Origin of the sequence: Clostridium sp. AM58-1XD (assembly GCF_003464085.1) — a bacterium.
Taxonomy (GTDB): Bacteria; Bacillota; Clostridia; order Lachnospirales; family Lachnospiraceae; genus Lachnoclostridium_A.
On record NZ_QSDR01000011.1, the window covers coordinates 27,942 to 41,672 of the forward strand.

General features: G+C 44.7%; 13 protein-coding genes. 12 read left to right on the top strand and 1 reads right to left on the bottom strand.

The window, feature by feature from the left end:
- The first annotated feature begins 117 nt into the window (after window positions 1-117).
- From tig to DXA13_RS08400, 9 genes are all read left to right on the top strand, one after another.
- The gene (gene tig / locus DXA13_RS08360) at window positions 118-1,212 is read left to right on the top strand and encodes a trigger factor (RefSeq protein ID WP_118243347.1); all 1,095 of its coding nucleotides are present in this window, start codon (window positions 118-120) and stop codon (window positions 1,210-1,212) included.
- Window positions 1,213-1,245: 33 nt separating this feature from the next.
- Window positions 1,246-1,830, top strand: a complete 585-nt coding sequence (locus DXA13_RS08365; protein WP_118243349.1) for a xanthine phosphoribosyltransferase — start codon at window positions 1,246-1,248, stop codon at window positions 1,828-1,830.
- Window positions 1,823-2,623 (top strand): HAD family hydrolase, encoded by an 801-nt coding sequence (locus tag DXA13_RS08370; RefSeq protein WP_118243351.1) that lies wholly within the window; start codon window positions 1,823-1,825, stop codon window positions 2,621-2,623. Before DXA13_RS08365 ends, DXA13_RS08370 begins: the two co-directional genes overlap by 8 nt.
- Window positions 2,624-2,925: 302 nt before the next feature.
- Window positions 2,926-4,371: an N-acetylglucosamine-specific PTS transporter subunit IIBC gene (gene nagE / locus DXA13_RS08375; protein WP_118243353.1), complete on the top strand. Its 1,446-nt coding sequence runs from the start codon at window positions 2,926-2,928 to the stop codon at window positions 4,369-4,371.
- A gap of 610 nt (window positions 4,372-4,981) precedes the next feature.
- Window positions 4,982-5,191: a hypothetical protein gene (locus DXA13_RS20735; RefSeq protein ID WP_147348007.1), complete on the top strand. Its 210-nt coding sequence runs from the start codon at window positions 4,982-4,984 to the stop codon at window positions 5,189-5,191.
- 29 nt (window positions 5,192-5,220) lie between these two features.
- Window positions 5,221-5,652, top strand: a complete 432-nt coding sequence (locus DXA13_RS08385; protein ID WP_118243357.1) for a hypothetical protein — start codon at window positions 5,221-5,223, stop codon at window positions 5,650-5,652.
- Window positions 5,653-5,844: 192 nt separating this feature from the next.
- A complete protein-coding gene (locus DXA13_RS08390; protein ID WP_118243360.1) occupies window positions 5,845-7,233 on the top strand; it encodes a cytochrome c biogenesis protein CcdA in 1,389 nt (462 codons plus the stop codon).
- Window positions 7,234-7,235: 2 nt separating this feature from the next.
- Entirely contained in the window at window positions 7,236-8,825 is a 1,590-nt protein-coding gene (locus DXA13_RS08395) for a VanW family protein (RefSeq protein ID WP_118243362.1), read from the top strand.
- A gap of 117 nt (window positions 8,826-8,942) precedes the next feature.
- Window positions 8,943-9,365: an Rrf2 family transcriptional regulator gene (locus DXA13_RS08400; protein ID WP_118243365.1), complete on the top strand. Its 423-nt coding sequence runs from the start codon at window positions 8,943-8,945 to the stop codon at window positions 9,363-9,365.
- A 165-nt stretch (window positions 9,366-9,530) separates the two neighbouring features.
- On the opposite strand, the gene DXA13_RS08405 is transcribed toward DXA13_RS08400, so the two are convergent.
- Window positions 9,531-11,054, bottom strand: a complete 1,524-nt coding sequence (locus DXA13_RS08405; protein WP_181995574.1) for a GntR family transcriptional regulator — start codon at window positions 11,052-11,054, stop codon at window positions 9,531-9,533.
- Window positions 11,055-11,342: 288 nt separating this feature from the next.
- Here DXA13_RS08405 and DXA13_RS08410 point away from each other — a divergent pair, with 288 nt between their 5' ends.
- The 3 genes from DXA13_RS08410 to DXA13_RS08420 are packed head-to-tail and all read left to right on the top strand — an operon-like array spanning window position 11,343 to window position 13,708.
- Window positions 11,343-11,741 (top strand): PTS sugar transporter subunit IIA, encoded by a 399-nt coding sequence (locus DXA13_RS08410; RefSeq protein WP_181995575.1) that lies wholly within the window; start codon window positions 11,343-11,345, stop codon window positions 11,739-11,741.
- Window positions 11,742-11,779: 38 nt separating this feature from the next.
- Window positions 11,780-12,649, top strand: a complete 870-nt coding sequence (locus DXA13_RS08415) for a class II fructose-bisphosphate aldolase (RefSeq protein WP_118243374.1) — start codon at window positions 11,780-11,782, stop codon at window positions 12,647-12,649.
- Window positions 12,650-12,664: 15 nt separating this feature from the next.
- Window positions 12,665-13,708 (top strand): 2-hydroxyacid dehydrogenase, encoded by a 1,044-nt coding sequence (locus DXA13_RS08420; protein ID WP_118243377.1) that lies wholly within the window; start codon window positions 12,665-12,667, stop codon window positions 13,706-13,708.
- Window positions 13,709-13,731: the final 23 nt, after the last annotated feature.

Genomic DNA, 13,731 nt, shown 5'->3' on the forward strand with positions numbered 1-13,731 from the left:
TTTCATTGAAGACGGTGACCTGTGGGCAAAGCATACGGGTGATCGTTGAGCGGCACAAAGTAACAGTTCGGATTGTTACGTAAAAATATTCTGAGAAAGAAGAAAAGGTATTCATTTATGAAAAAGTATGCAGTGTTATGCGCGTGCGGACTGGCTGCAGCCATGGTGTTCTCCGGATGCGGAAAAAAGGATGATACGAAGGACACGACTCCAGCCCAGACGGAGGCAACATCAGAGGCGGAAACATCAGAGGATTTAGAGATCAAGGGTGATGTAAAGCTGGGTGAGTATAAAAACATTGAAGTGACAAAACAGAATACAACAGTAACCGATGAAGAGCTTCAGACGACAGTTGACAGCTATATTAAGGCAAATCCTGACTATGTTGAGGTAGACCGTCCGGCGAAAGAGGGGGATACGGTCAACATCGATTATGTGGGAATGAAAGATGGAGTAGCCTTTGAAGGCGGCACCGCAGAAGGACAGGATCTGGTGCTCGGTTCAGGCAGTTTTATCGACGGTTTTGAAGAGGGCCTGATCGGAGCGACAAAGGGACAGGAACTGAGTCTGGACCTTACGTTTCCTGAGGAATATCCCAACAACCCGGACCTCGCAGGCAAGGCAGTTGTATTCGATGTAACAGTAAATACGATAGAAGAAAAGCACGATGCAGTTCTGAATGACGATTTTGTTAAAAAAGTTTCCAACGAAGAATTTACAGATGTTGATTCATGGAAAGAAGATCTCAGATCTCAGCTGGTACAGCAGAAAGAGGATGAGGCAAAGACCATGAAGCAGTCCGAAATTCTCCAGGCAGTTGTGGAAGGCTCTGAATTCTCAGGAATCGAGGAGTCTGTAAAAGCCCAGTATGAACAGCAGCTGTCCCAGTCAGAGAATATGGCGGCTATATATGGTATGAAACTGGCCGATATCGCAGCTATGTACCAGATGGAAGAGCAGGAATATAAAGATTTTCTTTATACTCAGGTGGAGAACAGCGTGAAGATTCAGCTTGTCTTAAAGGAAATCGCAAAGCAGGAGAACATCCAGGTTACCGACGAGGACAGACAGAAGGTAGCGGAAGAGAATCAGGCTGAGAGCGTGGAACAGCTTCTGGAGCAGCTTGGCGAAGGCGGAGAAAAGGCTCTGGATGACTACGCTTTAAATGAAAAAGTTCTGGAATTCCTTGAGAGCAGTGCAGTAGAAAAATAGGCAAAATAAGCGTCCATAAACAGGAGGATAATCATGCAGTTACTGAAAGACAAAATCCGCGAAAAAGGAAAGGTTGGGGCGGGAAACGTCCTGAAGGTAGACAGTTTTCTAAATCACCAGATGGATATTGAACTGTTCAATGAGTTCGGCAGGGAATTTAAAAAACGCTTTGCAGATGCTGAGATTAATAAGATTCTGACGATTGAAGCCTCAGGAATCGGGATAGCCTGTATCGTAGCCCAGTCATTTGGCGTTCCGGTGCTCTTTGCCAAGAAGAACAAGACAAAGAATATCGCCGGTGAGGTTTATACGAGCCGTGTGGAGTCCTTTACTCATGGCCGTGTTTACGATATCATCGTAGCGAAAGAGTTTCTGGGAAAGGGCGACAAGGTCCTGATTATCGATGACTTCCTGGCGAACGGAGCTGCACTTGAGGGGCTCATATCTCTTGTTAAGGATTCGGAAGCTGAATTTGTAGGAGCAGGTATTATCATCGAAAAGGGATTCCAGGGAGGCGGGGACAGGCTCCGCCAGTCAGGAATTCGCGTAGAATCTCTGGCAATTGTAGAGAGCATGGATGACAAGAATGGGACAATTGTGTTCCGTGGAGATGAGTAAGGTGGAACGAAAAGCTTTATTTTTTGATGTAGATGGAACTTTATTAAGTGAAACAAACCGGACTGTGCCAGAGAGCGCAGTCCGGGCTGTTTCAAGGGCCAGAAAGCTTGGGCATCTTGTATTTATCAATTCCGGGCGTGTGTACTGCATGCTGGATTTTCTGAATGAGCTAATAGAAACGGACGGATTTCTGTGCGGCTGCGGAACGAGAATTATAGCGGGAGGCAGGACGGAATATTCTTATACGATTCCCCGCGAAAGAGGAATCCGGATAAGGGAGGATATCATACGTTTTAATCTGGATGGCTGGTTGGAAGGCACAGACTGCGCTTATTTTCAAAATCATGTTTCCAGGATTCCCCACGTAGAAGGTGTAAAACAGGCGCTGCGGGCAGAAAACGGCTGTATTTCTTCGTACGGATGGGAGGAAGACTGCTATGATTTTGATAAGTTCTGTGTAGTGACGGATGAAAAGAGTGACAAAGAAGGATTTTTCCGTACGATTCCGGATTTTCATATCATAGACAGGGGCGGCGGCTTCTACGAATGTGTGCCGGAAGGTCATTCGAAGGCAACAGCCATCGAATGGGTGCTGAAGCATTATGATATCCCCCTGGAACAGGCCTACGTTTTCGGTGACAGCACCAATGATCTCCCCATGTTTGAATATGCGGTAAACGGTGTAGTGATGGGCTGCCATGCGAAAGAGCTGGAGCCATATGCTACTTTTATAACAAAAAGGGTGGAAGAAGACGGGGTGGCCCATGCTATGAAGAGCCTTGGAATTATATAAGTTAAAAAAGTGACAATAGTTGACAAAAATATAAAGTAAATCTAAAAAAATCATAAACTAATCAAAGATAATCGAATAGACATTGTGTATTATAGCTGTTATGATATATCCAGTGACAGCAAAATAAGGTAAAATGCACAAGATAGCTAATATGAAGGGCAGCCCTGAGTTCCACGTGCAAGATGGAATCAGGGCTTTTTATATCCTTAGAAATGAGTCACTGGTATTATTGGCCTGGTGCGGGCCTTTAATATAAAAGGGAATTGAAGTATTCATGAAAAAGGAGAAGGAGGAAACGCACTATGATGAAATATCTTCAGAGATTAGGAAAGTCATTGATGCTTCCGGTAGCTTGTCTTCCGGTTGCGAGTATCCTGATGGGAATCGGTTACTGGATCGATCCTGTTGGTTGGGGAGCAAATAACGTATTTGCTGCCTTCCTTTTAAAAGCAGGCGGAGCGCTCATTGACAATATGGCGATCCTGTTTGCAATAGGTGTTGCCGTAGGTATGGCTGACGATGGGGACGGTGCAGCCGGTCTTGCAGGCCTTGTATCATGGCTGACTATAACGACTCTGCTTTCGACAGGAGCAGTCGCATTCTTTAAGGGAGTTCCGGTAGAAGAGGTTCCGGCGGCATTCTCAAAGATTCAGACACAGTTTATCGGTATTGTTTCCGGTTTAATTGGTGCTTCCTGTTATAACCGTTTTAAAGGAACAAAGCTTCCTGATTTCCTCGGTTTCTTCAGTGGAAAACGAAGCGTTGCCATTGTAACGGCAGCGGCATCTCTTGTCGCATCCCTGATTCTGTTCTTTATCTGGCCGGTTGTTTACGGCGGCCTCGTATCATTCGGTGAAATGATCATGAAGACAGGATCTATCGGAGCAGGAATTTATGGATTCTTTAACCGTCTGCTCATTCCGTTTGGCCTTCACCATGCATTAAACTCCGTATTCTGGTTTGATGTTGCAGGTATCAACGATATCGCAAAATTCTGGGGTACAAATGGAGCTCAGGGTGTTCTTGGACAGACAGGTATGTACATGTCAGGTTTCTTCCCGGTAATGATGTTTGGTCTTCCGGCAGGCGCACTGGCTATGTATCACACGGCAAAAGACAGCAAGAAAAAGGCGGCATACGGCCTTCTGCTTGCAGCAGCACTTTCTTCATTCTTTACAGGCGTTACAGAACCGCTGGAATTCGCATTTATGTTCCTGGCACCAGGACTTTATGTAGTTCATGCACTTTTAACAGGCGTTTCTATGGCAGTTGTAGCAGCGCTTCCTGTAAGAGCAGGCTTTAACTTCAGCGCCGGTTTCGTAGACTGGTTCCTGAGCTTTAAGGCTCCAATGGCACAGAATCCGCTGTGGATTATTCCGATCGGACTCGTTGTAGCAGTTATTTATTACTTTGTATTCCGTTTCGTAATCAAGACATTCAACCTCAAGACTCCAGGCCGTGAGGACGACGATATTGATGAGAATAAGGCAGTTCTTGGAAACAGCGATTACGCAGCAGTTGCGGCAGCAATCCTGGCAGGCGTAGGCGGCAAGGAAAACGTAACAAGTATTGACAACTGTATTACAAGACTTCGTCTTGAAATCTCAGATTATACAAAGGTTAACGATAAGGCGATTAAGGCAGCAGGTGCAGCCGGCGTCATCAGACCAGGAAAGAACAGCGTCCAGGTCATCATCGGAACCCAGGTACAGTTCGTCGCAGACGAGTTCAAACGTTTGTGCAAATAAAAAATAGTGACGCGCATGGAAAGCGCGGAACTAACTGTTATAGAATATTACGTGAACATATTTAAAGAGCCCCGCGGCAACCGCGGGGCCTTTTTTTTGTTGTATAGAACATTTTTATGAAGCTCCTGTAAAATAAACATAATGAAATACAGAATCATAATGATCGAAAATATTACGGAAGTACAGGATCAGAATAGAGCTATGGAGGCAAAGGGGCTGGATAACACAATAAATAACGCCTGGGATGATTAAGCTGATTACCAATTGGAAAAATCTTAATTTTATTTTTTTCGAGAGGTGTGGTATAATGACCGCAGAAGCTGCTGTATCCGCGTATAGGATATGGCAGAATACACTTGATAAAATTCAGCTGCGGGAGGCGGATAGAGATAAAATGTCCTGGAAAGAAGAATGCACACATGCCTTGTTGGAAAAACGTATATTTTTGTCGTCGATGCACTGCGGGAAATTCCGCATGCTTCACGAAGAATTCTGTAATGAGCCTTTTTATTCAAAGGGGCTGTGTAAATGTATATTTATTGCGTCATGGAATTCCAGATTTTTTCTGCGCATGCAGAATGATCTCAGGCTGTTGGCGGAAAAAGAGGCTGTGAATACGGAGTATATGATGGTACTGGGGGAGAAGCTTATGAAGAATCTGCCTGCCAGTGAGAGAGCTCTATGTCAGATGATGTATGACTTTCTTAAATATCCGGGAAAAAATCCGGATGAAAGCATGCTTATGTGCCTGTCGTCCCCATGGGTGCCCATAGCAGATAATGCAATTGATGCAAGCAATGTAATCGACAGCCTTGAATAGGTAAGATATGGTAAGGAGAGAAGAGGCACATGACGGCGGATCAGCTGAAGGATAACGGAGTAATTTACTTTGAACATGTGAGACAGGGCCTGGAAGATTATCATTCAGAAATCAGGAAAATGGATGCGGCAGAAGCGTGCCGGTTGTTTCTTGACATGTGGAATAGACGAGGCGGAAACGAAGCTTTTCTGGACTTCTATTATTACAGGCTGGATCGGGAAGCCAGACTTACAGCAGAGTCGGTGCTTACAGATAAGGAAAAGGAATACCTGAAAAAGATAGAACCAGACAATGATATCGTTATTTTTCCTATGGATGAACTGCTTCTCAGGATTGCCACAAGGCTGAATGAGACGGCAATGTTGTTTTCTACCGTCTACTTTTCAGGCAGCGCCGCTGGCAGCAGAAGCACCTGGTGGGGAAATTATAATCAGGAGTACATAGTGTTTACAGACAAATGATAAAAGGATTCTACGGCCCGTGCAAAGAAGCAGGAACGACCATGGAATCCTTTCGTTGTCTGCGGAAAGAAAAGGCAGATTGTGTCTGAATTGTGAAATTTAAGGAAAATATGTTGACAGAGCAATATTCATTTGTTATGATAACAGCAAGAAATGTAACTAAAAAAAATACAGTTAGGAGACAGATGAATTATGGGATTTTCTTTCGACATAAGTATACCGGCCGCGACCGTGTTCTTTCAGGGGCTGATCAGCTTCTTCTCACCATGTGTGCTGCCGCTTCTGCCGTTGTATATCGGATATTTGTCAGGCGGAACAGGAACCAGGGGGGAAGACGGCAGGATCTATTATAAGCGCAGTAAAGTTATGCTCCATACCTTGTTTTTCGTAATTGGCGTCAGCTTTGCGTTCTTCCTTTTGGGCTTGGGAGTGTCCGCAGTGGGCACATTTTTCAAAACGAACCAGATGATGTTTGCCAGAATCGGAGGCATTCTGGTAATGCTGTTTGGTGTGTATCAGCTTGGGATTCTGGGGCCTTCCTCGTTCCTGGGAAAAGAAAGACGCCTTCCGTTTAAACTGGACGTGCTGGCGATGTCGCCGGTGACTGCACTTTTAATGGGATTCACATTCAGCTTTGCATGGACTCCCTGCGTCGGGCCGGCACTTGCAAGCGTGCTTCTTATGGCCGCTTCCGCCGGAACAAAGACAGCGGGATTTGCGCTGATTGCCGTTTATACGATCGGTTTTGTACTGCCGTTTCTGGCAGTTGGACTTTTTACAACGTCCCTTTTGGAATTCTTTAAAAAACATGTCAGCCTTGTCAAGTATACGGTAAAAGCGGGAGCTGCCCTGATGATTTTTATGGGATTTCTTATGTTTACGGGAAAGATGAACGATGTTACAGGATATCTTTCCAGAGTATCGCCGCCTCCTGGTACGGAACAGAGCGCGGCAGCAGGAGAGACACAGGAATCTGACGAGAAAGAAGAAACCGCGGAAGAATCCGTGACAGAATCAGAACCGGTTTCTGATGAACCTTTGGCAGGCGAACAGAGCGAAGGGAGCACAGCAGCAGGTAATGCGGAAACAGGATCAGGCGAGACAGCCGCTCCGGAAGAGAGTACACAAGCCCAGATTCTGCCTGCAATTGATTTTGAATTAAAAGACCAGTATGGAAATACCCATAAACTGGAAGACTATAAAGGAAAGACCATATTCCTTAACTTCTGGGCGACATGGTGTCCGCCGTGCAGGGCGGAGATGCCCGATATCCAGAAAATCTATGAGAGTTATGATACGGAAGGCGACGATGCGCTGATTGTGCTTGGAGTTGCGGCTCCTCTGATGGGAAGAGAAAAATCAGAAGCGGAGATCAAGGAATTTCTGGATGAAAACGGATATACCTATCCTGTGCTCATGGATACGGATGGCGAATTATTCACAGCTTACGGAATCTATTCGTTCCCGACTACATTTATGATCGACAGGGACGGAAACGTATTCGGCTATGCCAGCGGGCAGCTGAATGAAGAAATTATGGAAAATATAATCAGACAGACGATGGAAGGAAAAAGAGATTAAAAATGAGCAGGAGCAGAAAGACATATAGCAGAAGGGCCGCAAAGCGGCCCGGATATCTGCGGCCTCTGGCAGTTGCGGCAGTGGGTACTGCTGTCATTATTACCACAGCAGTGATCGGTATGAAGGGCAAACGGCAGGAAACTTCAGATATGCAGTATGTTCAGACGGCTGCTGAGGAACAGACAAAGGAAGAAAAGGAGAAAACACTTCCCAAATTACAGGCAGGAATTGCAGATTTAACTGGTCTTACAGTCAGTCAGGCAGAGGAAACACTAAAACAGGCGTATGATTGGAATATGATCGTCTCGGACGGAACGGAGCAGGTATCCGTTCCAGATGTGACAAGTGCATGGACAGATCAGGTTATCAATGACATGAAAGCAGGAAAGCTGCCTTGGGAAGGTGTGCTGGAACCGGATTATGCCTCTGCGGAAGAGGCTTTCCGCAGCTTTGCCGAAAAATTAAGTGGTCAGTGGAATAAAAAGCCGATTGATTCACAGGTAGAATCCTATGATAAAGCTTCAGGAGTCTATACGTATACTAAAGAAAAGTACGGGCGGTCCCTAAACCAGGAAGAGCTGGTTCAAGACATGATGGAAGCTCTGCGTTCCGGAAACCTGAAGGAAGAAATTGTAGCTGATTTTACGGATGAAGCTCCATCCAGAACACAAAAACAGGCGAAGGAGCAGTATAAGGTAATCGGAACTTTTACTACCAAGACGACGGACAATAAAAACAGGAATCAGAATATACGGCTGGCAGCAGAAGCTATTGACGGAACCGTGCTGAAACCGGGAGAAGAATTTTCTTTTAATACAGCTACAGGAAACCGTACAAGTGAAAAGGGTTATCAACCTGCAGGAGCTTATAAAAACGGAGTACTGATTGAGGAACCGGGAGGAGGCGTCTGCCAGGTTTCTACGACGTTATACCATGCCATTATCGGTTCTGGTTTCAAGACGACTGAGCGCAATGCGCACAGCTATGCTCCGACGTATGTAGAATTTGGCCAGGACGCTATGGTGAGCTTTGACGGATACGCCGGTCCGGATTTAAAATTCGTTAATTCAGGAAAGGCCGCCGTAGTGATTCGCGCTTCCCTAAGCGGCAAGGATTTAAAAATGTCAATCGTAGGCCTTCCGGTACTGGAAGAAGGCGTCCAGGTAAAAATACGGTCTGAGAAAGTTCGTGATGTGGCGGCAGCAGAACCAGTTTACGAAGAAAATCCGACTCTCCCGGCAGGCGTTGAAAAGACGATTGAGAGCGGGAAGGACGGATCCGTATGGAAAAGTTACCGTATATTGATGAAAAACGGCGAAGTTCTGAAGGAAGAGCCTCTTCACAACAGCACTTATAAAGCGAAGACTGCGGTAATACAGAGAAATTCATCGGCTGTGCCGGAGGAGACGGCACCTCAGGAAACCGCTCCTTCTCAGAGCGGGGGAGAGAGCCTTCCCGAAGCGGAGACTCCATCCATGACTGTGGAAAGCCCTGAACATACTACTGTCCCTGAAAGCATACCGGCGCCGACGAAAGCACCAGATGTTTCTGAGAATTCCGCACAGGAGCCGAAGGGGCCTGGAGTTGAATAGTGTTTGAATAATCAAAAAGTTAAAATAAAAGATGAAAAATCTCTAAAATATGGTATTACTATTCTAAGAATAAATATAATATTTTTTTATGATATGTAAGAGGGAGAAAGAGAGACCATGACAAGCGAATTTACAGTAGCTGTGCATGCACTGGTGTTCTTAAATCATAAGAAAGCGATTACATCCAGTGAAGCATTAGCTAAAAATGTCTGCACGAATCCAGCCAGAATTCGTAAAATTATGTCACGTTTAAAAAAAGCAGGCCTGACAGAGACAAAGGAAGGAATTGACGGAGGATATCTCTTTTCGAAGGATGCAGAGAAGGTAAATCTCTGTATGGTTGCCGATGCCTTAGATATTCCCTTTGTATCCGCCTCATGGAAAAGCGGAGATCCCCATATGGAATGCCTGATCGCTTCCGGAATGGATGGGGTGATGACAGACATCTACCATACGTTAGACTGCTGCTGTAGGGAAAAGCTGAAGCAGATTACCGTGGCAGATATTGACAGAAAGTTATTTAATTCGAAATCTGCTTAGACAGAAGGGGTAAAGAAGGTTAAAAAACCAGCCGTCAGGCTGGTTTTTTACTTTTCAGGAAAGAACGTTTTCCGGGCAGAAATTCCTTGTGATTTTTCCAAACTGATATATTATATGAAACAGCGATGGAGGAACAGAAGGATTTATAAACCTGCCGTAAAGATGTTAATTGTGCTGAAACAATTCTTTAAAAGAAGAATATAAGGAATGGCAATAGCCCGAATCCAAAACAGGCTGCTTGGACATGATCTGCTGCAGTATTTTTGTATAGGATTCGAGTACATTTTCTGCGCATTTCATATATAGGGTAAAATCATTAATACTTAACGCAGCCAGTTCATCGTTCAATTTCAGGCTCAATACATTCGTAATCGTTTTTGTAACCAGATAGGTTACCTTATTGTTCAGACATTTAGCCAAAGCAATCTGCAGTGAAGTGATGTCTGTATTGAAGTCAGAAGGAGAATTAATATGGCCTTCGGCTGTGCTGAGAAGATTTCGAAGATAATCGATATCCTGGTTACTTCTTCGTACAGGCGCAATACGAAGAATATAGGAAAATAATACGAAAAATATTTCTTCCAATTCACAGATATAACGGCTATTATTCCGTACAAGAAGCCACAATGGGGTTTCCACTGTCGAAGTTGAAATTTTATTTACAATGGAGTGAGTGCCGGGCTGTATGGTAATGAGGCCGTCGCTTTCCAACATCCGCAGCGCCTCTCGTATGGTCGGTCGGCTTCTGTTGAATACTTCGATCAGCTCCCTTTCCGACGGAAGGCAGTCTCCTGGTTTCAATTCCTGGCTTATAATTTTCTCAAGGATCTGGTTATATACAACTTTGCTTGCTTTTACCGTATTGAACGGAGTAAACATCACCTGACGGTCCTTTTGATGAAACGTTTTAGCCTCCGGAAGCGTGACATACATATTGTGATTGCCTTTGCTCTTAAAAAACCAGGAGCTGAAATCCCTGATGGAATCATATACGTAGCCTGGCAAATCTTCAACATTTCTTTCTTCCAACAATTCAATAATATGCAGATGACTTGCATTTAACTGCCTGCATCCGGCAGCCTTTCCGGCAATATCTCTCAAATCATAAGTATGTTCGATATCTTCCAGGAAAAAATGGCATAGTGTTTCGCTGATTAACTGCATCAACTCGTTATGGTTTGCAATAATCAAGTTTGTAAAAAAAGACACGCAGACCTGAATATAATCAATATAATTTATGGGATTTTCAGATACAATCTCAGATTCTTTTAAATAACAGTTTCGGAGCGCTTCGATATCTTCAGGCGTATGCCTTTGCGATGCATATAAAGTGAATAGACTGTCAACCCAGGCAAAGAACTCGTTATATTCATAAGAGTCCACCTGGCGAAGAACCAGAAGTGTTTCCAGCGTTCTTCTGATCGTATCTGTATTTAATTTTGAAACGACAATTCCGCTGCCTGGTTTAACGGTTATAAGGCCAACCTGTTCAAGCTTTCTTAAGGCTTCCCGCACGGTGGGGTGGCTCACTCCAAACTGGGCTGCCAAAGTCCGCTCCGGTGGAAGCTTTTCACCGTAGGGGATAGTTCCGTCTAATATTTTGGAGCTAATACTGTTATAAACGGCATCGACCGCTTTGAGCGTATTAATTTGTGGAAAAAGTTGATCCATATCTATGGTATTTTTCATTTTAACGATCCTCATTTACGATAATCTTTTATATTGAGCATAATAAGATATCCGCTCTGCGGTGTACGCAGAAACCGATATGCGCGGATATAATGTCTGCTTTGCAAACATTATACCATAATTTCATGCGAAAGTGATATTACTTTGTTAAATATATAATAACTATAAGATGTACGTATCTATATTATATAACTGGTAAGAACAATCTTGACAAGAACAATAATCTATTTTATAATGAGTCTATCAAGCAGCTGTGAAGTAAAAAATGAAAGGAAAGGAGGTAGCTTCATGCTGATTATTATGACTCATGGGGATTTTGCAGAAGGGATTTTGAACAGTGCCCGCATGATCTTAGGGGAAATACCTGATGTTTATACGATCTGTATCCAGCCTGAGATGGGACCAAGCCAGATAAAAGATGAATTTTTATCTATTGCGAATCAAGCAAAGGATGGAGAACATCTTACGGTAATGGTGGATATCGTATCCGGTACGCCATGCAATGTATCTGTACAGATGTCAGAACAATTTGAGAACTACACGGTATTGTCTGGCTTAAACTTGGCGATGCTGATTCAATTCATCATGAATGATGATGCACCAAGTCAACAGATTCGGGCTGAGGACGCGCTGACTGAGGCAAGACGGCAGACGATCAATGTGCTCGAAGCGTTCAGGCAACGATGAATGTAACGTGAAGGTAAAGGTGAATTGGAGGGAAACAAATGTTAGTAAATATGGCTGAAATTCTTGAAAAGGCAGTAAGAGATCATTATGCAGTAGCGGCGGTTAATGTATGGAACGGTGAAAGCGTACAGAAGTGTTTTGAGGCTGCCTCCGAGCTGAGAGCGCCGACAATTATCAATGTCTCAGGTTTTGTGAAGGATATGGAATGGATTGCAGGAGCGGCAAAGTATTGGGAAAGAAAGTATCCGGAAGTGCCGGCGGCTTTGAATCTGGATCATGGCTTTGGCTATGAGATGGCGGCGCAGATGATTCATTATGGATATACATCCGTTATGATCGATAAGTCCAGTCTTCCATTTGAGGAAAATGTCCGCCTGACGAAAGAAGTGGTAAAGATGGCACACTCCTGCAATGTCAGCGTAGAAGGAGAGATCGGACATGTGGGAGGACTTGGATTCTGTGCGCCGGATGAGAAAGGGAATATTAATTTCACCTATTCTGAAGATGACGAGCAGCTGACGACGCCGGAAGAGGCCGTTGAATTTATCAAACAGACAGGAGTGGACTGCCTGGCCGTTTCGGTCGGCACCGTACATGGCACCTATAAGAAGGAGCCTAAAATGGATTTTGAACGATTGGCTCAGATTAAAACTGCGGTCGATAAACCATTAGTCATTCACGGCGCATCTTATAGCGGCGATGAAAACCTCAGGAAGTTCGTAGAAGGCGGCGCTGCAAAAATTAATATCTTTTCGGAACTGGCGGAAGCGGGGCTGAACGCATCCGTAAATTATCTGGAAAACGAAGAGAGCCCTAAGATTTTCGTAATGGAAACACAAGGTCTGGAAGGCTATAAAGCGAAAATGATTCATTTTATGAAATTATTCGGGCAGGCAAACCGGTGGTAACAGGAGGAAGGTAAAATGAGCAAAAAAATTTTATGTATCAGCGATGTGGGAATCAACAGCGATCATATGAAAAATGGTTTTTCTTTCTTAGAGCAGTATGACGCAAAGCTGGAAATTGTAGAGGATCTATTCAATCACAGCCGTGGGGAATTGCAGGCCTTCTTCAGAAAGATGGAAGCGGAAGGGCCGGACGCGCTTCCGGAAAATAAGGAGGTCTTGCAAAAGATAAAGGACGCGGATATCCTGATAGGACATTTAAATCCGATCTGCAGCAGCTATCTGGATGCGGCGGAGCATTTAGAAGTGGTTGCACTGCTTCGAAGCGGTATGGAAAATATTGACCGGAATAAAGCCAAGGAAGCCGGTATCCGCCTCGTATTGACGCCGGGACGGATATCTGCTCCTGTTGCGGATTATACCGTTGGACTCATGCTGGCGGAAACAAGAAATATTGTACGTGGAGACAGAGGTATGAGGTCGGGTATTTGGGAAGCATCCTATCCGAACGACGGGAGAATACATACGTTGAGGAATGCGGTAATCGGCCTGATCGGATATGGGCAGGTAGGGAAAAAGGTGGCAGCCAGACTTGTACCATTCGGCGCAAAGATCATTGTTTACGACCCATACTGCAGGCCGGAAGATATTGAGGCTGACGGCTTCCAGCCCGTGTCACTGGAGGAACTGTTAAAAACCTGTGATATTATGTCCATGCATTTCCGCCTTACGGAAGATACGGCAAAGATGATCGGGAAAAAAGAGCTGGATATGATGAAGCCCAGCGCATATATCATTAATACGGCGCGGGCGGGTCTGATTGACGAAGAAGCATTGGTGAAAGCGCTGGAAGAAAAGAGGATTACAGGCGCGGCACTGGATGTATATATGGAAGAACCGCTTCCGGCAGAGCATCCGTTAAGAAAGCTGGACAACGTCACTCTGAGTCCCCATCTGGCAGGGGTATGCTGTGAATTAGAGGAGCTGTCCATGGAGATATTGGCGGCCGATCTGGAGCGATACTTAAAAGGAGAAGTTATGGTAAACGAAGTGAAGCTATAGAACCGGGAAGGAGGTTTACGTAT